The 21,548-nt window shown below is 49.3% G+C and carries 18 protein-coding genes; 16 read left to right on the top strand and 2 right to left on the bottom strand.

All coding sequences use genetic code 11. From position 1 onward, the window contains the following. Nucleotide 1: 1 nt before the first annotated feature. The 8 genes from L1N85_RS08405 (at nucleotide 2) to bcp (ending at nucleotide 9,126) form a co-directional block, all read left to right on the top strand. Nucleotides 2-247, top strand: a complete 246-nt coding sequence (locus tag L1N85_RS08405; RefSeq protein WP_235237102.1) for a hypothetical protein — start codon at nucleotides 2-4, stop codon at nucleotides 245-247. A gap of 747 nt (nucleotides 248-994) precedes the next feature. Next, entirely contained in the window at nucleotides 995-2,788 is a 1,794-nt protein-coding gene (gene ltrA, locus L1N85_RS08400; protein WP_235237101.1) for a group II intron reverse transcriptase/maturase, read from the top strand. 293 nt (nucleotides 2,789-3,081) lie between these two features. Continuing rightward, the gene (locus L1N85_RS08395; RefSeq protein WP_235237100.1) at nucleotides 3,082-3,441 is read left to right on the top strand and encodes a nucleotidyltransferase domain-containing protein; all 360 of its coding nucleotides are present in this window, start codon (nucleotides 3,082-3,084) and stop codon (nucleotides 3,439-3,441) included. Between the two features lie 16 nt (nucleotides 3,442-3,457). Next, nucleotides 3,458-3,679, top strand: coding sequence for a HEPN domain-containing protein (locus L1N85_RS27860; RefSeq protein ID WP_407946349.1), 222 nt, complete (start codon nucleotides 3,458-3,460; stop codon nucleotides 3,677-3,679). A 113-nt stretch (nucleotides 3,680-3,792) separates the two neighbouring features. After that, nucleotides 3,793-4,266, top strand: coding sequence for a MarR family winged helix-turn-helix transcriptional regulator (locus L1N85_RS08390; protein ID WP_235237099.1), 474 nt, complete (start codon nucleotides 3,793-3,795; stop codon nucleotides 4,264-4,266). Then, nucleotides 4,244-7,444 carry an MMPL family transporter gene (locus L1N85_RS08385; RefSeq protein ID WP_235237098.1) on the top strand — a complete coding sequence of 1,067 codons (3,201 nt, stop codon included), beginning with the start codon at nucleotides 4,244-4,246 and terminating at the stop codon, nucleotides 7,442-7,444. The genes L1N85_RS08390 and L1N85_RS08385 overlap by 23 nt, the downstream gene beginning before the upstream one ends. 68 nt (nucleotides 7,445-7,512) lie before the next feature. Further along, the gene (locus tag L1N85_RS08380; protein ID WP_235237097.1) at nucleotides 7,513-8,571 is read left to right on the top strand and encodes an asparaginase; all 1,059 of its coding nucleotides are present in this window, start codon (nucleotides 7,513-7,515) and stop codon (nucleotides 8,569-8,571) included. A gap of 87 nt (nucleotides 8,572-8,658) precedes the next feature. Next, nucleotides 8,659-9,126 carry a thioredoxin-dependent thiol peroxidase gene (gene bcp / locus L1N85_RS08375; protein WP_235237096.1) on the top strand — a complete coding sequence of 156 codons (468 nt, stop codon included), beginning with the start codon at nucleotides 8,659-8,661 and terminating at the stop codon, nucleotides 9,124-9,126. 70 nt (nucleotides 9,127-9,196) lie between these two features. Here bcp and L1N85_RS08370 read toward each other — a convergent pair whose 3' ends face one another. Next, the gene (locus L1N85_RS08370; RefSeq protein ID WP_235237094.1) at nucleotides 9,197-11,059 is read right to left on the bottom strand and encodes an LTA synthase family protein; all 1,863 of its coding nucleotides are present in this window, start codon (nucleotides 11,057-11,059) and stop codon (nucleotides 9,197-9,199) included. A gap of 295 nt (nucleotides 11,060-11,354) precedes the next feature. Here L1N85_RS08370 and L1N85_RS08365 point away from each other — a divergent pair, with 295 nt between their 5' ends. Continuing rightward, nucleotides 11,355-12,131: a M15 family metallopeptidase gene (locus tag L1N85_RS08365; RefSeq protein WP_407946348.1), complete on the top strand. Its 777-nt coding sequence runs from the start codon at nucleotides 11,355-11,357 to the stop codon at nucleotides 12,129-12,131. Nucleotides 12,132-12,223: 92 nt separating this feature from the next. Here the strand turns inward: L1N85_RS08365 and L1N85_RS08360 are convergent, their stop codons facing one another. Continuing rightward, a complete protein-coding gene (locus tag L1N85_RS08360; RefSeq protein WP_235237114.1) occupies nucleotides 12,224-13,540 on the bottom strand; it encodes a deoxyguanosinetriphosphate triphosphohydrolase family protein in 1,317 nt (438 codons plus the stop codon). 127 nt (nucleotides 13,541-13,667) lie between these two features. On the opposite strand from L1N85_RS08360, the gene cls reads away from it, so the two are divergent. From cls to L1N85_RS08325, 7 genes are all read left to right on the top strand, one after another. Further along, a complete protein-coding gene (gene cls / locus L1N85_RS08355; RefSeq protein WP_235237089.1) occupies nucleotides 13,668-15,116 on the top strand; it encodes a cardiolipin synthase in 1,449 nt (482 codons plus the stop codon). Between the two features lie 576 nt (nucleotides 15,117-15,692). Further along, nucleotides 15,693-16,085 (top strand): Fur family transcriptional regulator, encoded by a 393-nt coding sequence (locus L1N85_RS08350; protein ID WP_235237113.1) that lies wholly within the window; start codon nucleotides 15,693-15,695, stop codon nucleotides 16,083-16,085. Then, complete coding sequence (locus L1N85_RS08345; protein WP_235237087.1) at nucleotides 16,064-16,933, top strand: winged helix-turn-helix transcriptional regulator; 870 nt, start codon at nucleotides 16,064-16,066, stop codon at nucleotides 16,931-16,933. The genes L1N85_RS08350 and L1N85_RS08345 overlap by 22 nt, the downstream gene beginning before the upstream one ends. 6 nt (nucleotides 16,934-16,939) lie before the next feature. Then, nucleotides 16,940-17,467 (top strand): CcdC family protein, encoded by a 528-nt coding sequence (locus L1N85_RS08340; protein ID WP_235237085.1) that lies wholly within the window; start codon nucleotides 16,940-16,942, stop codon nucleotides 17,465-17,467. Between the two features lie 859 nt (nucleotides 17,468-18,326). Further along, the gene (locus tag L1N85_RS08335; RefSeq protein WP_235237083.1) at nucleotides 18,327-19,787 is read left to right on the top strand and encodes an ABC transporter substrate-binding protein; all 1,461 of its coding nucleotides are present in this window, start codon (nucleotides 18,327-18,329) and stop codon (nucleotides 19,785-19,787) included. A 20-nt stretch (nucleotides 19,788-19,807) separates the two neighbouring features. Next, nucleotides 19,808-20,716: a carbohydrate ABC transporter permease gene (locus L1N85_RS08330; protein ID WP_235237081.1), complete on the top strand. Its 909-nt coding sequence runs from the start codon at nucleotides 19,808-19,810 to the stop codon at nucleotides 20,714-20,716. After that, nucleotides 20,713-21,528 (top strand): carbohydrate ABC transporter permease, encoded by an 816-nt coding sequence (locus tag L1N85_RS08325; protein ID WP_235237079.1) that lies wholly within the window; start codon nucleotides 20,713-20,715, stop codon nucleotides 21,526-21,528. Before L1N85_RS08330 ends, L1N85_RS08325 begins: the two co-directional genes overlap by 4 nt. The last annotated feature ends 20 nt before the right edge of the window (nucleotides 21,529-21,548 follow it).

Here is a 21,548-nt window from a genome sequence, read left to right as displayed (position 1 = left end):
GATGATTTCGATGAAGAGACAAGAGCTATTGCGGAAAGCAGATGTGCTCAAACAATACGAAGTCTACGGATACCAAATCGCTTATTACTTGCTTGAAAATGAAACTCTGGCAGCAGAAGCGGCAACTCAGGCGTTGATTGAGCTATTCAAGGCTGATGAATTCTTTCATCAGTCGCCCTCTCTTCAGAAACAAATAACGAAACAAGTGTTCATAAAGCAGTCATTATCAACTAAAGCATCAGTATAACGCCTGCTCAAATTTTTCGTTTAACTAACGGGTAACCGATCGACAAGTTCTGCTATAAGCGCCTGAAAGTGTGAAAAGCAGGAGATTATAAGTAATTGATCTTAACTTTACGACCGAGGATGGGAATGACGGAACCATGTTTCCCAAAACCATCCCACCAATACTCCTGCATGCGTTATGGCTGACAGGTCATGGGGTGTGAAGAACAGGTAGATTCGGCAGAACGATGGCTGGAGCCATTCTAAAGGAAAAGGTATGCCAACGGATATGCCGCGTGGCTGAAAAACTGGATATGGTGAGAATCGTTCCATTATAAAGGAACTGACGAACAACCGAATGTACGGGTCTAAAGTTAGAACATATGGAAACATATGGACCATCAGACGATGGGGTGAGTGGCGTAAAGTAAAAATGTATCCTCTGAAATACGCTATGCCGAACTATGGCGGCATCCAGCTCACAGGCTCACAGGGAGCACCTAAGTCCAGTACGGATAGCTAGGACGTAAGGTACTTGGAAAACAAGGAACGCTGCAATAAGGGCTGTCACCCGAAGTGGTTGCTATAAGGCAAAAGCCGAAATGCATTTATTCTTGTGAGGGTAGGGGCACGACCGAAGAACCTCCTGTAATGGGAGCGGAGGAAAAGCCCCAAGTCTAACTGAAAAGAACGATCATTTTCCAAACGTGAATTGCACCGATCGGGTAAGAACGTGGGAACATTACCTCTAATAAGGAGGGATGCCACAGTGCAAGCCTTGAGATATTGGGATTATTACGGCATGACGGATACCTTCACGGATTTATACGATAGGGCTACGAATCGGGAATCTTTTCCGCACTTATACGACTTGATCACATCCAGAGAAAATATTCTCCTCGCCTATCGAACCATGAAATCTAATAAAGGATCTAAGACCCCTGGAACTGATGGGCAAACCATCGCTGACATTCAAAAACTGTCCGAGGACGAATTAGTAACAACAATCCAGAACAACCTGAAAAATTATCGCCCTAAGAAAGTCAGACGGAAGTTCATTGAAAAAGATAACGGCAAATTAAGACCGCTCGGAATCCCTTGTATCCTGGATCGAATCATTCAGCAATGTTTCAAGCAAGTCCTAGAACCGATAGCAGAAGCCCAATTTTACAAACATAGCTATGGTTTCAGACCACTTCGGTCTACCCACCATGCGATGGCAAGAGTACAATTTCTCGTTAATCACGCGCAACTGCATTATGTTGTAGATATCGATATTCAAGGCTTCTTTGATAACGTGAACCACTCTCTGCTGGTGAAACAACTATGGAACATAGGGATTCAGGATAAAAGAGTTTTAACGTGCATCTCCAAAATGCTAAAAGCGGAAATTGACGGAGAAGGTGTACCTTCTAAGGGCGTACCCCAAGGGGGCTTGTTGTCGCCGTTGCTTTCAAACGTCGTCCTCAATGACTTAGATCAATGGATTGCCGGCCAATGGGAATTCTTCCCCCTCAGTCAGCAATATACGACAAGATCAGGCGAATTGTACGCAAAAAATCGTACCACGCTCAAAGAAGGATACATCGTCCGCTATGCGGACGACTTCAAAGTCCTTTGTCGGGACTGGAGAACTGCCCAGAAGTGGTACCACGCCGTAAAGCTATACCTAAAAGACCGTCTGAAACTGGAAGTCTCGCCGGAAAAATCGCAAATTGTCAATCTGCGAAAACGAGAATCCGAATTCCTCGGATTCACCTTCCGTGCGAATAAAAAAGGTAAAAAGAGAGTAGCACACACGGGCATTAAAGCCAATAAAAAGCGGAAAATTAAGGTTGAGGCAAAGAAACGTATTCAGAAACTTAGAACTTCACCAACCGCTCAAAATGCTATACTCTTCAACAGTTTTGTTCTAGGAATCCATAACTATTTCAATCGGGCAACCCATGTCAGTATAGAGTTCGCACGTCTTGCCTACGATCTACGGGCCTTCATGTACAATCGTCTCAAACCAGTCGGGAAATATGAACATCCTGCAAACCCGCCGCCAACTTACATGAAATTTTACAGCTTGGGTTACAGAACGTTCAAAGTAGCGAATGTGTACCTATTTCCTCTTGCGAATGTGAAAACAAAAAACACGATGAACTTTAGCCAAAACCTTACACTATACACGACTGAAGGAAGAGAAGGAATACACAAAAAACTTCGCCCGGATATTCAGCATGAAATATCTCTGTTGATGGAATCTAACATCCCGAACCGAAGTGTAGAATATATGGATAACCGGATTAGTCGCTACAGTATGAAGATGGGAAACTGCGAAATTACAGGGATTTATCTATTCGCTGCCGATGTTCACTGTCACCACTATATCCCGTTGCACCTTGGAGGGAGCGACAAATTCAGTAATTTACGCATCCTCCATAAAGAGGTACATAAACTAATCCATCTTACACAAAAAGAGACGATTGATATACTCATATCTAAACTTGGAATCTCCGAGTTGATGATTGACAAGATCAATCAATACCGCCGAAAATGCGAGCTTGAGACGATCTAACAATCCCAAATCCATGAGTAACGAGGAACTTATGAACTATTAAATTCAGTTAGAGGGAACGCGGAGTGCCCGGAAACGGGCACGCTCCGTGTGGAGCAGGGGAAAAGCCGGAGATCACTTCAAACGCTTACCTATTGCTGACGATAGTACAATGCCGAAGTGCTGCCGCGTGGCAGCACTTCGCTAATCTAACTGGCAGTATAGCGTAATCCTAAATCCTTCAATAAGTGCTTTTACTCAAGATCATTTAAGGCTAAAATAGAATGATAATGAGACAACAGAGGAGAATGTCCATGAGAAGTTTAAAGGTTGCGGACATTACTACATTGTCTAACAATGAAAAACAAGCAATCATACTATTAAAAGAACGGCTCGAACAGAACTTTAAACTTGTAAAACTGATCATGTTTGGCTCTAAAGCCCGAGGCGATCACAATGAACATTCCGATGTAGATCTAATGGTGTTAGTTGAAGATCCAAAGACAACAGAGATGCGAGAAAAATTGTCGGAGTTACAATTTGAAGTAATTATGGAACAAGACGCTCCATTAATGAGCACAATTGAGAATTATAAAAATTGGCTTGAAGAAAAAGATATTTCCCTACCTTTCAAGGATAATATTGAAAGCGAAGGTGTTGAAATTGAGATATAGTGAAGCGACCAAGCTAATGTTGAAGAAATCTGAAGGATCGTTTCAATCAGCCAAGACCGATATAGAAAATCAAATATACGATAGAGCTTTGAGCTCACTATATTACTCTGCTTTTCAGGCAGTGACAGCTTACATGTTGCATGATAGTAAACCAATCAAAGCTACGTGGCTAATTATCTTTTTGGCTGGCTTGCTGAATATGAAATCATCCGTTTTTTCCCCAGTATTTGAAAATTGAATCTAAAATCCTTCTTTTTTCTACATTACTAAACCGTTGATATTGGCTAACTCCTTTGCTATAGTTCTATTATAGAACTATTCAACAATAGAATTAAATAGGGGGACGACAAAGTGGACCGAGCGCTATTGAAGCAAATCATCGACCGGTACGAGGCGGCGGATTTCATCGTCCATCGCCGGTTGAATGCGATGATTCGCGAGCTCATGCCCGATAGCTTGACGATTGATCAATTCTCCACGCTCCGCTATTTGCGAATGAAGGAGAAGAGCACCTCCTCCGAATTGGCGGATATTTTTTGCGTCGGCAAAAGCTCCATCACCGCGATCATCACGCGGTTGTTCGATAAAAACCTCATTCAAAGGCTGCCGGATGACAAGGATCGCCGCGTCACTTATTTGGCGTTAACCGATGAAGGGTTTCAAATGTGTGAATTGATGGAGGAGAAGATCCAAATCCTGCTTGCGAAATTCATTACGCATTTTGACGAGCAGGAAGCGCTAAGTTTTATCGCGACGTTTGAGAAGCTGGCTAACCGAATGATGCAAGGAGAGGAGTACAGAGATGAGAACGGTACTGAAGCTTAGATGGCTGGTGCTCGCGCTGTGGCTGACAGCCGCAGTCGGCTTGATGCTCAGCGCGCCCGCTATGGAGGAGCTTGTTCGGACGAAAGGTCAAATCAACGTTCCGGACGGCTATTCTTCAACGATAGCAAGCGAGCTGGAGCAAGCAATTGGAGGGGGAGAGGAAGCCGGCGCCAGCGGCGGTATGGCGACGGTGCTCCTCTTTCATAAGGAAGGAGGCCTGTCTGACGCGGATTTGACCGAAGTGCGGAACGGCGTCGATAAGCTGAAGAGGGAAGGGGAAACGATTGGCGTTCTCTCCGTCACGAGCCATTTCGATACCAAGGAACTGGAAGAGCAAATGGTGTCCGAAGATGGCACGACCATTCTGACGCTCGTTAACGTAGAGGCGGGCGACCGCGAGCTGTCCGAGCTGCGCGATGGCTTATATGCCGCTCTATCTGATTTGAAGGTGGATTACTATTACACCGGCAATTGGCTGATTTCCGAGGATGTCGTACAAAGCTCGCAGGAGGGGCTTAAGAAGACGGAGTTCATTACGCTCGGATTTATTTTGATCATCTTATTCCTGGTATTTCGTTCGGCGGTTGCGCCGTTCGTGCCGCTTGTGGCGGTAGGCTTTACTTATGTAGTCTCGCAATCGGTCATAGCGTTTCTCGTCGAATATTTCGACTTCCCGTTATCGAATTTCACGCAAATTTTCCTCGTAGCCGTCTTGTTCGGAATCGGTACGGACTATTGCATATTGCTTATCAGCCGCTTTAAGGAAGAGCTCGCTCACCGCGGCGACAAGACCGAAGCGATTCTCCATACGTACCGCACAGCGGGCAAAACGGTGCTGTTCTCCGGGCTTGCGGTGCTCGTCGGCTTCGCGGCGATCGGCTTCTCGACCTTCATGCTGTACCGCTCGGCGGTCGCCGTTGCGGTCGGGGTAGCGGTTCTGCTTATAGCTTTGTATACGATCGTGCCGTTTTTCATGATGGTGCTGGGCAAAGCGTTATTTTGGCCGTCGAAGGGCTCTCTTGAGCATAAGCCGAGCAAGCTGTGGGGCACGGCAGGGAGATTTTCGTTAAAACGGCCGGTTTGGGCGCTGCTTATTTTGGCGGTCATCATCGTTCCGTTCCTGGCGGCCTACAAAGGCACAATCTCGTTTAACTCGCTTGACGAGATCGGTGATAAATACGATTCAGTCAAAGCGTTTAATATGATTTCCGATGGGTTTGGGCCTGGCGATTCCTTGCCGACGACGGTCATCGTTAAAGCGGACCGGCCTATGGATACGCCAGAAGGGCTGGCTGCTCTGGAGCAGGTGAGCAGAGAGCTTGCGAAGACGGAAGGCGTCAAGGCTGTTCGCAGCGCGACTCGTCCGACAGGCGATGTTATGGAGCAGTTCCTCGTATCCGATCAAGTGTTGACGCTTGAGGACGGACTTGAACAGAGCGGCCAAGGCTTAGGCAAAATCGGCGATGGACTATCTGAGGCGAGCAGTGCCCTAAGCGAAAACGCGCCTAAGCTGAATGAAGCGGCAGCCGGCGCAGGCCAGCTGGTCAATGGCACGAATGAGCTGAAGGCTGGCATCGTGCAGCTGAGCGACGGACTGAAGCAAATTCAGCAGGGACTGCTGGATGGGTCCGCCGGCGCAGGCGAGCTTAGCGAAGGGTTGAAGCAGGCGCAATCGAGCGCGGAGCAGCTGGCGACGGCGAGCCGTGAGCTGCTGAACAGCTACGGGCAGCTTGGAGGCGGTCTTGGACAATTGACCGATGGCTACAAGGCGGTTGCCGCGGAGCAAGCGAAGCTCGCGGAAGGATTGGCCGGCGTAGAGCGGAGCTTCAGCAGTTTGCAGGACAGCTACCCGGAGCTGCAAAGCGATGAGACGTTTCAGGAGGCTCTGAGCACGCTGACTCAGCTGCAGCAAGGAGCAGCCGGCATCAGCGGCCAAATGTCGCAAATGAATGAGCAGTTATCCGGCATTTCCGCCGGAATGACGCAAGCAAACGCGGGTTTCCTGCAGGCAGCGGAAGGGCAGTCGGCTCTGGCATCGGGCCTCGGCAAGCTTGCCGCGGGCATCGCGGAGCTGCAAAGAGGCATTGCGCAAGCGGCCGCAGGTCAAGGGCAAATCGTCTCTGAGCTGCCAAGCGTCACGAATGGCTTGGGCGAGCTGTCGAACGGCCAGCAGGAGCTGCAAGCGGGCTTCGCTTCCTTGAACGATCAGCTTGGCGAGCTGACGAGCGGGCTGAATGAGAGCGTGAACGGCTTGACTCAGGTAACCGACGGACTCGCTTCCGCCGGCGGTTATTTGAACGGTCTGGCCGATTCGCCTGACAAGCAAATGACGGGCTGGTACATTCCGGAGGAGGCAATTGCGAACGAAGAGTTCCAATCGGCGCTTCAAGTTTACATGTCGGAGGATCGTCAGACCGCGAAGTTCGATGTCGTATTCAGCGGCAATCCGTACTCGCAGGAAACGATGGCACAGATCGACGAGCTGGAGGCTGCCGTGAAACGGGCCGTCCACGGCACGGATTACAGCGGAGTGCAAGCAGCCATCGGCGGTGTTACGAGCATGAACAACGATCTAAGCAACATTTCGGAAGCCGATTATTCGCGCACGGTCGTTCTAATGCTGATCGGGATTTCGATCATCCTGATCATTCTGTTCCGTTCGGTCGTCATGCCTCTCTATCTGATTGCGTCGCTTCTCGTTACCTTCTATTCCTCGATGGCGATTGCGGAGGTCATTTTCGTACGCATTCTCGGACAGTCGGGGATTAGCTGGGCAGTGCCGTTCTTCGGCTTCGTCATGCTGGTTGCGCTCGGGATCGACTACAGTATTTTCTTGATGGACCGCTTCAAGGAATACCGTCATTTATCGCCGCAGGATGCTATACTGGAAGCGATGAAAAATATGGGCACGGTCATTATGTCAGCGGCGGTTATCCTCGGAGGAACGTTCGCGGCAATGCTCCCGTCGGGCGTCATGTCATTACTGCAGATTGCAACGATCGTCTTATGCGGCCTGTTCATGTACGCGATGCTGATGCTGCCTTTGTTCATCCCGGTTATGGTGCGTATGTTCGGGCCTGCCAACTGGTGGCCGTTCATGGGACGCAGCATACAGGCGGCGGACCGCGTCGGCAGTGCGGCCGATCACTCGCATGGCAAGGCTTTAATGGAGAAGTGAGATCCGGTATCAACTGAAGCGGCAAGGGAATCCTAATAAAAGGAAAAGGCAGAATGGAGGCATCAAAAATGAAGCAGCTGCTTGTCTTATTCACCGGGGGCACGATCGGAAGCCGAAAACAAGGAGACGGCATCGATGTAAATGAATCGGGCTCCTATGCGCTAATAGACTCTTATAACAACAGCTCCCAATATAGAGCCGATGTCACGCTTCAAGCCGCGCAGCCGCTAAATTTGCTAAGCGAAAATCTGACGCCTGACGATTGGCTGGCGCTTGCCGCGGCGATTCGCGGCGCGGATCTGTCCGTCTATGACGCCATTCTAATCACGCACGGCTCGGATACGCTGGCATACAGCGCTTCGATGATTAGTTATTTGTTTGCCGGTACGAAGGCTCCAATCGTGCTGACGGCAAGCAACTATCCGCTGGAGGAGGAGCGCAGCAACGGCCTTCGCAATTTTGCGGGTGCCATCGATTTTATTGCGGGTGCCAGCTTGCCGGGGGTTTTTGTCGTTTACGAGAATGATAAGAGAGAGCAGCTCGTTTATTTAGGAACGAGGATTACGCAGGCGCTGTCGTTCACAGACCAATTCGGCAGCCCTTACGATGTGCCTTACGGCATGATGGTTAATCGGCAGTTTGAATGGCATGCGAATGCGCAAAATCCCCGGCCGGAGGCGTTAAAGCCTTCGGCGAATCCAAAACTGGCATGGGAGCCCGAGACGCTGAAGCTGGACGATAACATCGTATACATAAAGCCTTACCCGGGCTTGAACTATTCGTATTACGATTTTTCGGTGCGGAAGCCGAAGGCCGTCCTGCATGATCTGCATCATTCGGGCACGGCCTGCGCCATCCCGGAGGGCCCTTATTCGCTCCCGCAATTTATTGCGCGCTGCCTGTCGCTTGGCGTCGACGTCTATATTTGCCCGATCAGAGATCGAACGGCCGCGCTTTACTCCTCTTCTCTTCGTCTTATTGAAGCGGGCGCGATCGTGATCGAAAATATGTCGATGGAAGCAGCCGTCGCGAAGCTTATGCTTGCGTATGGAATGCATGATAAGAAAGCGGAAGCGATAGCTTTTGTAACCAATACTTATTTGTATTACGAGCGTATCGGGGGGTAAAATGATTATTAAACAAGCTTTATTTGTAACGGCATGAGAGCGAGCACGGTTTGGCGATTGAAATGATAAAATAGAGGAGAATGGACAATGGGTCAACTGAAAGCGGGAGACAAGGTTCTAAACTTTAAGCTGCAAGCTTCGAACGGCACGGATGTGGAGCTGTCCGATTACGCGGGGAAGAAGCTCGTCATTTATTTTTATCCGAAGGATATGACGCCCGGCTGCACAACCGAATCCTGCGATTTCCGCGATTTTAATGGCGAATTCGGCACGTATGATGCCGAGGTAATTGGCATTAGCCCGGATGATTTGGCTTCGCATGAGCAATTCGTGGATACGCACAAGCTGCCGTTTCTGCTGCTGTCGGATACGGAGCATACGGTATCGGAGCTGTTCGGCGTTTGGAAGCTGCGGAGCTGGGACGGCAAGGAGTTTATGGGAATCGAACGCTCGACGTTTCTCATCAATGAGGAGGGCACGCTCGTGAAGGAATGGCGCAGCGTCAGCGTGGATGGGCATGTGAAGGAAGTGCTTGAGGCGGTCAAGAGCCTCTAAACGTTTGACGCAAACATAGAAATGGCTCACCTTAAGCTGCTTGCAGCAGCTTAAGGTGAGCCATTATGCTTTATTCCTTCTTCCAGCCAGGCAGCTGGCTGACGTAGCTGTCGGACAGCTTCAGAAGCTCCAGGGATCGCTGGTATTCATCCTCGGTCGCTTCCTGCTCCGTAACGCCGTCGCCCGCCAGGGAATAGTGCTTGCCGTCCTCATAGCCGCTGCCCGACAGGAACAGCTCCTTGCTGCTTAAGAACGAGCCTGTCGGTAAATAATAACGCTGGGGCAATACATTATACGATTGATTGAACAGGTCTTGGCCGAAGTGGATATGATCATCCAAGGAGAAGCCAAGCAGATTCGCGATTGTTGGCAGGATATCAACCTGACCGCCAAGCTGATCGAATACCTTCGGCTCGGTAAGGCCTTCCGATGCTACGACGAGCGGGATGTTCATCATATCGGTATAGCTGTATTCACGGCCGTAAATTTCAGCCATAAGTTCCTCGTCGTCCCGGTCCAGCGAGTAAATCGGAAGACCGAGGTGATCGCCGTACAGCACGATCAAACTGTTATCCCAAATGCCGCGGTCTTTCAAATCTTCAATAAATAAGCCTAGCGCATAGTCCGCATAGTTTTGTGCGCGGATATAGTCGCCGACAAAAGTGTCCTCATAGCGTTCCGGCAAAGTCATTTTGTATTTCTCGGCCGGAATCGTAAATGGATGATGAGCTGTCATGGACAAGACATGCGCATAGAACGGCTTGCCCGCTTGGTACATACGCTCTAGCTCATCAGCTGTCTTGGCATAAAGCTGATCATCCGAGGCACCGAAGAAGACCGTATCCTCATCGCCGAAAAACTTATGATCATAGTAGCGGTCGAAGCCAAGCGCCTTGTAAAGCTCGCCGCGGTTCCAGAACTCGACAACGTTCGTATGGAACGTCGTCGTATCATAGCCATGCGATTTGAGCAGCTTCGGCAAGCTTGGAAGCTCTTTGTCCGCATAGGTCATCGCAGCGGCGCCGCGCGGCGGGATATAGAAAGACGTATTGACGACGAATTCGGCGTCAGACGTATTTCCTTGTCCAACCTGCTGATAGAAATGTTTGAAATAATAGTTTTCATTCACCAGCTTGTTAATGTTAGGCGTAATTTCTTGCCCGTCGATTTTCAAATTAACGAGGAAGTTTTGGAACGACTCCATTTGCAGGATAATGACGTTTTTCCCGGCTGCCGCTTCCCGGAGCTGCGGCGCTGAAGGCTGCTCGATCTTCTTGACCGAATTAATCTTTTCCTGCGTAATATGGTTTAGATCCACGTATTCAACGTCTTTATTTGAGAAAATCATATAAGCCTCGTAATTGAGGATACCCATTTGCTCGGCTTTGACAATCTCGTTCATGCTCGCGCGGTTAGGCAGAATATTAAACAAGCAAAGAGCGATCGAGATGGTAAATAAAGCAACGACAAGACGTTTGTTTTCTTTCTTCGCGCCCTCCTTCTTCCAATTTAGTGCTTTCTTGGGTCGAAAAAGGATGACAGCCATTATGATAATGTCGGTGAAGATCAGCAAGTAGTAAGGATCCATAAGCGAGAATACGCTATTTTTGACCGCGGTTACTTGATTCACCTGCTGCAGAGCGAGATAGGTTACGATAACGCCATAATACTTGTAATACATAATGACCGCGAATAAAATCAAAGTCATGACCAGGTTCGCCGCTAAATAGTAAAGCAGCTTTCGCTTGGCAGCGAACCACTCTATAAAACAATAGACGATCAGCACGAAAGGAATTTCTTTCAAAATCGTAGTCCAGGAAAACCCGTCCTCAAATATAACCATCCAAGCCAGATAGCTTTTGAGCAGCATAATAAATGAGAAAAATAGGATGGGACGAGTGCTTAGCAATCGTTTGGGAGTAAGAAATGTCATATAACTGCCTACCTTTCACAGCAAAAACAGGCCGTCCCTAAGAGCCAGCCAGCCCGCTCAGATTCATAATATATACGTACTGTAAAGTTATATCCATTATGCTCCTAATTGCAGTCCGATGTCAAAAGGCAAAAGGCTCCTTCATGTCCAGTTGAAACATTGCAACGGTTTTAGTAGTCTATTAAGTAGCTGCAAAAAAACAAAGCAAAGAAACAGAAATATTTACAAGTTAATTATGTAAAATATAAGCTGGAGGCTCAGCATGAAAAAAAGAAGTAGGCTGTTGTTTTTTGTTATGGTATGCACAGTTATGGTCATTGGTTACAATGCCTTTATCAAGACGGAAGAAACGACGACTCTTCCTCCGAAGCAGTCTGTCGTGGAAGACGGAGCGGCCCAGAGCGGAGGAGAGGTACAGCCGGAAATTGGTTCAGGCACAGCGGAGACGGGACAAGCGGAGAAGACCGGGGACGGCTTGGCTGTTATTGCGCAGCCGGAAAGCATGACGGTGCTGGTCAATAAGCAGAATATGCTGCCTGAGAACTATAACCCGACCGATTTAGTTTATCCGGACGTGCGTTTTATATTTTCGGAAAAGTTGGACAAGCGCAAGCTGCGGAAGGAAGCGGCGGGGGGGCTTGAGAAAATGTTCGCTGCAGCGGAGGATGAGGGCATTCTGCTTGCTGGCGTTTCCGCTTATCGCTCTCACAGCACGCAAAAGACGTTGTTTGAGCGTTACGTGAAGCGGGACGGACTGGAGAAGGCAAGAACGTACAGCGCTTTTCCGGGAACAAGCGAACATGAAACGGGATTGGCCGTTGACGTGTCCGGCAGCGACGGCAAATGCGCCGCGGCGGATTGCTTCGCGGATACGGAGGAAGCGCTGTGGCTGGAGCGGCATGCGCATGAATACGGATTTATTATCCGTTATTTGGAAGGTAAAGAAGCGATAACAGGCTATCAATATGAGCCGTGGCATTTGCGGTATGTGGGAACGGAGCTGGCTGCTGAGCTTGCGGCAAGCGGCGAAACGCTCGAAGAGTATTATGATGCGGTTCCAGTCACAAATTAAGAAGCAATAGAAGCGGCACAAGGCTTACGGACGATATTCGCAAGTCGCTTGAGCCGCTTTCTATTGGTGAAGCACTTCTTTAGATCTAGGAATTAATCCATCTCATAGATCGAGCCGGACTTGCTGGCGTACAGCTCGGCATACACCTTTTCGGCGTATGCGTCGGTCATGCCTGAGATATAGTCCGCCACGAAGCGCGGCCAGCTCCACTTGCTCTTGTGCTGCTCATAATTTTCGATCCAATCCGGCGGGATAATGAGGCGGCCGTACTCAGGCACCTTGAAGCTGTCCCACAGCCGGCGGATCATAATTTCACTGCGCATTTGCAGGCGCTGCACGCGGAAATCCTTGATCAGCGTTACCCAAGCAAGCTTCTTCAATATTTCCATCGTTCGCAGCATCTCGATATCCTGCTGCCCGTTGCCCACGAACGTGACCTGCTTCCAGCCGCGCGTTTTATCGTCGATGATGCCGACCTTGCCGGCAAAGATACTGACCCAGCGCGCCTTCATCTCTCGTCTCGTCCGGGACGATTCCCGGTCGCAGCTTACGTACAGGGCTTCCCACTGCTCCAGGTACGAGGCGAGCACCCGCTTCACCATGGCAGGAATGTCCACTTCCCCCCAGCCGATGCCGGTGTTGCCCTTATCGTCGACGATTTCTTGCACGAGATGGTTAATGAGCCTGCTATCCTCGAAAAAGGTGCGGTTCATTTGTATTTTGCCCGCGCGGATTCCGTCTTCGATATCATGGGTGGAATAAGCGATATCGTCGCATAGGTCCATGAGCTGAGCTTCAAGGGTCGAGCATCCGATCGGAATCTTCCAAGAGCGGCGAAGCTGCTCGATTTCTCCCCATTCCGTGCTGTAAAGCCCTTTGAGCCGCCCCGGCTCATCAAGCCCGAACGGATATTTATTTACGGCAAGCAGCACCGCTGCCGTCAAATCCAGACCGCTGCCGCTTCCCGCGCGCTTCTCCAAAAACATCAATATTCGAAAGTTTTGCGCATTTCCTTCATAAGGAATACCGTACTCCTCCATCAGGAGACGATTGAGCACCTCCTCGCCCTTATGGCCGAACGGAGGATGGCCAAGATCATGCGCAAGCGAGGCGATTTCCACGACAGCCGGATCCAGAACGAGACCGGGATGCTCCTTGCGTGAGAGAAAATCATATTGCTGCCCCAATCGGCGGGCGACCTCGCGGGCAATCTGAGATACTTCAAGCGAGTGGGTCAATCTTGTTCTATAGTAATCGCCCGAGCCTGCACCGAACACCTGCGACTTGCCCTGCAGCCGCCGAAAGGCCGGGGATTGAATGAGCCGTGCGTAATCCCGTTCGTATTCATCGCGCTCTTCGCTGAATGTACCGAGCGTCTTCTCATCCAGCCGCAGTTTTCGTATGTCCATCATCGTTCCTCCAGTGCCACTCCCGCGGGTGTTTTAGAAATTGTAGCATACTTTCAGGCTTGAACATACTTCACCCATGGAGTATGATCGCATTAGCTTTTACATATGACTGAGGTGCTATAAACGGATGGCCATTATGGAAAATGCATACGCATTTATTACGCTGCTTAACATTTTTTTGGCGATCACCGTCATTTTTCTTGAGCGGCGCAACGCGAGCACGACCTGGGCTTGGGTCATGGTTCTCTTCTTCATTCCCATTATTGGCTTCGTGCTATACTTGATACTGGGTCAGAAGATACGCAAGAGAAAGCTCTATAAGCTGCTCGGAGACAGCCAGCGTATCATTGAACATACGGTAGAGAGGCAGATGCGACAGCTTAGGGACCGGGTATTGTCGTTTAAGGATCCGTCGGTTCAGGATTACCGGGACATGATTTATATGAATTTGAAATCGAGCTACGCGGTATATACGAGCAATAATGAGGTTGAAATATTTACGGAGGGCAAGCAGAAATTCGATGCGCTGCTCCGCGATATCGAGGCGGCTCAGCATCATATACATCTCATCTATTATATTGTGCGAGACGATGAGCTGGGCAGAAGGCTGGTGAAGGCGCTTGCTGCCAAGGCTGCCGAGGGCGTCGAGGTTAAGTTCTTGTATGACCACATAGGAAGCTCCAGCCTGCCGAAGCGGTATTTCCATGAGCTGAGGGCGGCGGGAGGCCAAGAAGCGGCTTTTTTCCCGTCACGAATTCCATATCTTAATTTAAAGATTAATTATCGCAACCATCGCAAGCTCGTAATTATCGATGGACAAGTCGGCTATATAGGCGGCTTCAATATCGGAGACGAATATTTGGGGCTGAATGAGCATTTCGGCGAATGGAGAGATACGCATCTGAAGGTGCGAGGCCATGCGGTTCTGCAAATGCAGGCGCAGTTTCTCATGGATTGGAACTTAGCGGCTCCCGGGAGGATTTTATTGAATGAGCTGTATTTTCCGGTTATGAACGACGAGACGGGGACGATCGGCATGCAGCTGGTGGCGAGCGGTCCGGATACCGAATATCAGCAAATTAAAGATGCATATATCAAAATGATCTATGCGGCCAAAGAAACCATTTGTCTGCAGACGCCGTATTTTGTGCCGGACGAGAGTCTTATGACGGCCTTAAAGATCGCTGCCTTGTCCGGCGTCGACGTTCGGATCATGCTGCCGAGCAAGCCGGATCATTTCTTCGTTTATTGGGCGACGCACTCTTATTTGGGTGAATTGCTGGCAGGCGGGGTCAAATGCTATTTGTACGAGAAGGGCTTCCTTCATGCCAAAACGCTTGTCATCGATGGCAGAATCGCTTCGGTCGGAACGGCCAATCTCGATATTCGCAGCTTCAAATTGAATTTTGAAATGAATGCTTTTATATATGATACGCAGACTACAGCTAAGCTGCAACGCATTTTTGAGGCGGATACCGAAAATAGCAGACATTTGACCGCCGAAATTTATGCGGCTCGTCCGCTTATGAATCGGATTAAAGAATCGGTCTCGCGGCTGCTGAGTCCAATCCTATAAACGCACGTAAGAAGAGCTTCTGCTTATCCATGATAACCAGAAGCCCTTCACGTACTTGGTTTACAACTATTCAATTTATTCAAACGCTCCAATCCGCTTCTTGCCCTGCTTCGTCTTTGTCCTTTCGATTTGTTACAAACCCTTTCGATTTCGATCCTAACGTTATTGACCTCGATCAAAATTTGTTCCGATTTGCTCCAAATCCCTTCTTTCCGTAAGTACCTGTCATCTGACTGTGAGTGGCGGCCTTTCGCTATTGTCCCCGCATGTCCAAATGATTCAGCTGGTTCTCCTTTCCGAGTTGCTGGGACATGCATCGCTAACTTAATCCAATGGACTATCCCCTCTCGTTAGGTATAGGCATAGTATACACCTTTATTAGAATTTTGTAAATATTCTGAATATTATTTATCGAAAAATTTTCAGCGGTTTCATAGAGTTCATAGGACAGAGATAGAGCCGCTGTTTTGGAGGAAGAATAGCGTTGACGATGATCGGGATAATGCCGATGGTTGACCGAGACCCGGCACCATTTTATACTTAGTCTAAAGTCACTAAATGAAGGAATGATACATGGTGAATAAGATTAACTTAACGATACAGCGAAAAGCGATTCTTGAGGTGGTACAGCATTCGCATGATCATCCTACGGCGGCGGATGTCATTGAACGCCTGCGCGGCAAAGGCTTCAACTTCGCCTACGGGACGGTCTATAACTCGCTTCGCTACCTCGCGGATGCGGGCTTGATTCATGAGCTCAAGCTGGGGGAAGCCGTCAGCCGTTACGATGCACGGACCGATGAGCATCAGCATATCGTATGCACGAAATGCGGACGGGTGGATGAGGTGCTGACCGAGCTGCCGGCGGATTGGCTGCAGAAGGTTGCTGCAGAGACTAACTATACAATTGAGCATGTGCAGGTTGTGCTGGAAGGAGTGTGTGAATCATGCGCGACGAAATCAATATAGAAGGCGAAATGACAGTAATGGCGGGCTCTGCCCTCGATTCACTCGAGGCGAAGGATTTAGACGACGTTATACCGGGACAAGCCGGCATGTTATGCTCACTGACTCAGCGTGTCATGATTATCAGCCCATTGCCCGAGCGCGTGAAGAGCTTATTGGTGGCGTTGTCGGCGGAATGCTTTGACGTCTTCTCTCTGCATGATTTTAACAAAAGCATGCTGCAAAGCCTGCAGCCGGAACTGCTCGTCTACGATGCGATTCCCGTCATCCAGGCGCAGGGGAGCAATACGCTTCAAGCAGGCGCTGAGCTGCTGCAGTCGGCTGAGCGGGACGGGGTGCCCGTTCTGATTTTGCTTGATTCGAAATCGTACGAGACGAGAGATGCCGCGGCTCTTGGAGCGGCTGAGCTCCTGGTCTGGCCGGCTAAGCCTGAAGAGGCGCTGCAGGTTATTAACCGCATGCTTCTGAATCGGCCTGCTTCCGCAGGAAGCCCGGCCGCCGATGACATGCGCTCCTTCAAGGATATTCAGATTAATTTGAAAAGGATGACGGTCGACCGCGGCGGCAAGCGCATCGACCTGACGAAAACCGAATACGATTTGCTGCTTCATTTCATCTCGTCGGACGGCTCTGTGCTTACGCGGGAATCGCTTCTCGATTCGGTATGGGGTCTGCAGTTTTACGGAGGGAGCAATCTGGTAGATGCCCATATTAAAAGCTTGCGCAAAAAACTCAAGGACAGCGCCGTTGCGCCCAAATATATAGTTACGGTACGAGGCGCAGGCTACCGACTGGCCGACGATCGGGATACGATGGATGAAAAAGCATCCATACCAGGAAAACGGGGGTAGCGCGCGATGCTGCTGTCTACTGAAATGATTCAGGTGGGTTCGATTATCGTATCGCTGCTAGCCTTTACTGCACTAATCCTACTTCGTCTGCGAGCGGGAAAACAACCGACCAATCTGCGGAAGCTCATCATTCCCCCCCTTGGGATGGCGACAGGCTTCATCATGTTCGCTTTCTCGGCAACGCACATCCCATGGGGATGGGGGCTTTGCGCTTTCGGGACGGGGTTGCTGATCTTCGCATTTCCGCTTATCGTCACGACAAGATTGGAGCGGGTGGCGTCCGAAATTTACGTTAGGCGCTCCAAAGCGTTTATTTTCATCATGATCACTTTGTTCGCGGTACGGCTATCCTTGCATGGGGTCGTCGAGCAATATATGTCGATTCCGCAGACGGGCGCTATCTTTTATCTGATTGCCTTCGGGATGATTATTCCATGGCGGCTTGCGATGGTGAGCGACTATATGAGATTGCAGAAGGAGCTAGGCGGATATCGAACGCTTGTTCCAACTCTTCCTCACTTAAGAAGGAAATAGATGCGGCTTCCGGGTGAAAAAAAGCCCATATAATGGCTATTTCCGTCATTTAGAGGGGAAGCTTGACGCTTTACGGCGGATCTAGACATGGTTTGATAGGGAAGGTTGACGAATGAGGGAGTCGACTTGTGCACTTTGTTGAAGGGGATAGGTGAAAAAGGATAGAAATGGTTTTCCGTTCTGTCCTTTTTTCTGCGTAATATGTAGGTTTTAAGTTGGGGTCCATCGTCCTGATTAGTCTTGAAATTGAAGGGTGATTATATGCATTTTATATTAGAGTATGTGACCGCAATTCGATGGATTATGGTTGTTCGTAATATAATAAACCTTTAATTATTAATACTTTCATCTACATTCGTGAATTATAGAAAATTGAAATTATCTATAAATAGTTAGGTGAAAATATGAAAATTTCGCAAAACGATGTAAGGGGATTCACATAGAAAAGAAGCATGATCAAGACGCTAGTATATGGTTTTTTTGTTTTGTGTGAAATATGCAAAGTTATTTAGGCTGGCTGTTTGGGGGGGGGTTCTTCGTACTGCTTGCATTCGCAGCATTAACGTCCGCCGTTTCCTTGCTTGAGGTGCCAGCGAGCAGAGATTTCTAGAAAGCCGAACGAGAAACGGGATTCCGATCCTCATTCTCCTCGGCTTTTTTTGCTTTTATTAGGATGGAGCATCAACTATTTAATAATGGCGTGAATGGGATCGTGTCAAACTTCTGGATGTATATGTTTACTTTGGAATTTGACGCTGCCTATAATGGCTTCAACGGGATCTGAAATTAACAAATGGCATAAATGCCAGGCGCAAAACTACGGTTGGGGGTTCCCGAAAATAAACAGGAGGTTATCAATGTGAAGAGACAGACCGATTCGCTGCAAGGTCGTAAAGCAATGAACCTGAAGAAATATTTTACTCCGGTGAAGCTTTTATTATTATCATTAATGATAGCGCTTACCGCCTGCGGTTCGCCGGCGAATAATGACGGCAGCAACGCCGCAAGCGGCAATAAAGCATCGGATAATGCTGCAGCGCCGGCAGCTTCGGGCAAGAAGGTTGAATTGACAATTGCAACCGTCAATAACCCGGATATGGTCGTCATGCAAAAGCTGGCCAAAGACTATGAGCAGGAAACAGGCGTCACTGTAAAATTTTCCGTCCTGCCTGAGAACGACCTTCGCAAGCAAGTCACGCTTGATGTGAGTACGGGCGGAGGCAAGTATGATATCGTAACGATCGGTAACTTCGACGCTTCGATCTGGGCGAAGAACGGATGGATCGAGACATTGGCGCCATTCTTCGATGCGATGTCTGCAGACGCCAAAGCGGCGTACGATTTGGATGACATGTTCCCTTCCATCCGCGATGGCGTTTCTTATGAAAATGAATTATATGCTCTTCCTTTTTATGGCGAAAGCAGCATGCTCTATTACAACAAAGAAATGCTGGAGAAGGCTGGCGTGACGATGCCGGATAACCCGACCTGGGAGGAAGTAGCCGATATTGCCAAGAAGCTGAAGGAAGCGAACAACGTGCCGGGCATTATCCTTCGCGGTCTGCCGGGCTGGGGCGAGATGTTCGCGCCGCTCAATACAGTCATTAACGCCTATGGCGGTTCCTGGTATGACATGAACTGGGATGCTCAGCTGAACAGCCCGGAAACGGTGAAAGCCGTTCAATTTTATGCGGATTTGATTAACGAGGCTGGTCAGCCTGGCGCGACAGCGACCGGATTTACGGAGGCCTTGACGCTGTTGTCCACGGGTAAGGCTGCAATGTGGTATGACGCGACAGTAGCCGCAGGCTTCTTGAACAATCCGAATTCCTCTCAAGTAGTAGGCAAAATCGGTTACGCCAAAGCGCCTACGGCTGTCAAGGAAAATACGGGCTGGTTGTGGTCGTGGAACCTTGCGATCGAAGCGGCAAGTAAAAATAAAGAGGAAGCATTCAAATTTATTACATGGGCAACAAGCAAAGAGTACATCGAGAAGGTCGGCGAGACCGAGGGCTGGGTTGTAGCTCCGCCAGGTACGCGCCAATCGACTTATGAGAATCCGAAGTACAAGGAAGCGGCTCCTTTTGCGGATATCGTGCTTGAATCGATGCTTGCCGCTGATTTTAAACAGCCTGCGGTAAATCCGGTTCCTTATCAAGGCATTCAGTTCGTGAACATTCCGGAGTTCCAGCAGCTCGGTACGGAAGTCAGTCAATTCATTGCCGGCGCTATTACGGGAGAAATCACGGTTGAGGAAGCGATGAATAAGGGTCAGGAATTGGCTCAGAAGGTTGCTGTAGATGGCGGCTATAAGAAATAAAACCGAATGGAGAAAAACCGATGAAAACGGATTCGAAATTAGCGCGTGGAGCGCTCGAACCTTCCTCCGGAGCGAGAGGGCTGCTCTGGCCCGGTATTATTATGGTCGGCATTATAACGCAATTGCCTTTTCTGTATACGATTTACCTCAGTCTTCATGATTGGAATCTGATGAGGCCGGACCTTGGCGTAACCTTTGCGGGATTATCTAATTTCGGCCAAATCCTTAGCGAACCCGCCTTCTGGGAAGTGTTGAAAAATACGTTTTTCCTTACCGTCTTTTGCCTGCTGCTTTGTCTTGCGGCCGGCATGGGGCTGGCGCTGCTGCTCAACCGCGATTTTTTCGGAAAAGGCATTATTCGTACGCTATTCGTATCTCCTTTCTTTATTATGCCGGCGGTGTCAGGGATCGTATGGAAAACAGTCATTCTTAATCCAAATTTCGGCTTTAGCGCTTATATTACCGGTAAGCTGGGACTGCCTGCGATCGATTGGCTGGGTAAATATCCGCTCGAAACTATTATTATCGTGGTAGCGTGGCAGTGGATCCCGTTCTTTATGCTGGTTCTGCTCGCTGGCTTGCAGTCGGTATCCCCCGACTTGATGGAGGCATCGATGCTTGACGGAGCAAACCGCTTCCAGCAATTTTTCAATGTGACCATTCCTCACTTGTTGAGATATATAGAGGTGGCTTTGCTGCTTGGGCTCATTTTTATTATGCAAACCTTTGGGGAGATTTACGTGACGACCTCCGGCGGACCGGGCTATTCATCTACGAACCTTCCGTTTTACCTTTACCGGCTGGGCTTCCAAAGCTGGGATGTCGGCGGCGCTTCAGCGCTCGGCGTGCTGATTGTTATTATCATGACGATCTTTATGACGATACTCTTCAAAATCATGCGCAAAACCTTCGGAGGTGAATTGTCATGAAGCGTACACTTCCGCTGCTGATTACTATAGCGACATATGCGCTTGCTTTTCTTTATTTTTCACCTGTGCTTTGGCTGCTCGTAACGGGCTTCAAGACCGAGGGCGAAGCGATCATTGTGCCTCCTTCAATCCTGTTTGAGCCAACGTTGGAAAACTTAAGGCTGGTATGGGATGCCGGCGCCAGTGCGTTTATAGGCCATTCCGCTATCGTGTCAATGACCTCTACGGTGCTTGCTTTGATACTCGGCGTGCCTGCCGCTTACGCGTTGGCGATGCTCAAGGTGAAGAAAGCCGATGACGTGCTGTTCTGGTTTATTTCGACGAAAATGCTTCCGGCTGTAGGAGTCATTATTCCCATCTATTTGGTGCTCAAGGAGCTCGGGCTTCTTGATTCTCTCATCGCTTTAGTCCTGCTTTATACGGCGATGAACGTACCTCTGGTGGTATGGATGATGCGCTCGTTCTTCAAAGACATTCCTTATGAAACGATTGAGGCTGGACGCGTCGATGGAGCAACAGGGCTGCAGGGCTTCTTTAAGATCACGCTGCCGCTCGTGCGGCCGGGTATTATTTCTACAGCTCTGCTTTGCTTCGTCTTCGCATGGAACGAGTTTTTCTTCGGCGTCAGCCTGACGTCGACCAATGCTGCAACCATGCCGGTCTTTATGTCGTCGTACATGACGCAGCAGGGATTGTTCTGGGCGAAAATGTCCTCTGTTGCAACGCTTGCTGTCCTGCCGGCGCTTGTGCTGGGCTGGTTCACGCAGCGTCAGCTGGTGCGCGGTTTGACGATGGGTGCGGTGAAAGGCTGAGTATAACTCATGTAAAACAT

The organism is Paenibacillus alkaliterrae (assembly GCF_021532375.1).
Taxonomy (GTDB): Bacteria; Bacillota; Bacilli; order Paenibacillales; family Paenibacillaceae; genus Pristimantibacillus; species Pristimantibacillus alkaliterrae.
The sequence above is the reverse complement of the archived record's forward strand: the minus strand, read 5'-3'. Positions and strand labels throughout refer to the sequence as shown.

Excerpts from the sequence above, each read along its gene's own strand:
- L1N85_RS08405 (WP_235237102.1), top strand. The coding sequence starts at position 2 with ATGATTTCGATGAAGAGACAAGAGCTATTGCGGAAAGCAGATGTGCTC.
- L1N85_RS08395 (WP_235237100.1), top strand. The coding sequence starts at position 3,082 with ATGAGAAGTTTAAAGGTTGCGGACATTACTACATTGTCTAACAATGAA.
- L1N85_RS27860 (WP_407946349.1), top strand. The coding sequence starts at position 3,458 with ATGTTGAAGAAATCTGAAGGATCGTTTCAATCAGCCAAGACCGATATA.
- L1N85_RS08385 (WP_235237098.1), top strand. The coding sequence starts at position 4,244 with ATGAGAACGGTACTGAAGCTTAGATGGCTGGTGCTCGCGCTGTGGCTG.
- L1N85_RS08380 (WP_235237097.1), top strand. The coding sequence starts at position 7,513 with ATGAAGCAGCTGCTTGTCTTATTCACCGGGGGCACGATCGGAAGCCGA.
- bcp (WP_235237096.1), top strand. The coding sequence starts at position 8,659 with ATGGGTCAACTGAAAGCGGGAGACAAGGTTCTAAACTTTAAGCTGCAA.
- L1N85_RS08370 (WP_235237094.1), bottom strand. The coding sequence starts at position 11,059 with ATGACATTTCTTACTCCCAAACGATTGCTAAGCACTCGTCCCATCCTA.
- L1N85_RS08365 (WP_407946348.1), top strand. The coding sequence starts at position 11,355 with ATGGTATGCACAGTTATGGTCATTGGTTACAATGCCTTTATCAAGACG.
- L1N85_RS08360 (WP_235237114.1), bottom strand. The coding sequence starts at position 13,540 with ATGGACATACGAAAACTGCGGCTGGATGAGAAGACGCTCGGTACATTC.
- cls (WP_235237089.1), top strand. The coding sequence starts at position 13,668 with ATGGCCATTATGGAAAATGCATACGCATTTATTACGCTGCTTAACATT.
- L1N85_RS08345 (WP_235237087.1), top strand. The coding sequence starts at position 16,064 with ATGCGCGACGAAATCAATATAGAAGGCGAAATGACAGTAATGGCGGGC.
- L1N85_RS08340 (WP_235237085.1), top strand. The coding sequence starts at position 16,940 with ATGCTGCTGTCTACTGAAATGATTCAGGTGGGTTCGATTATCGTATCG.
- L1N85_RS08330 (WP_235237081.1), top strand. The coding sequence starts at position 19,808 with ATGAAAACGGATTCGAAATTAGCGCGTGGAGCGCTCGAACCTTCCTCC.
- L1N85_RS08325 (WP_235237079.1), top strand. The coding sequence starts at position 20,713 with ATGAAGCGTACACTTCCGCTGCTGATTACTATAGCGACATATGCGCTT.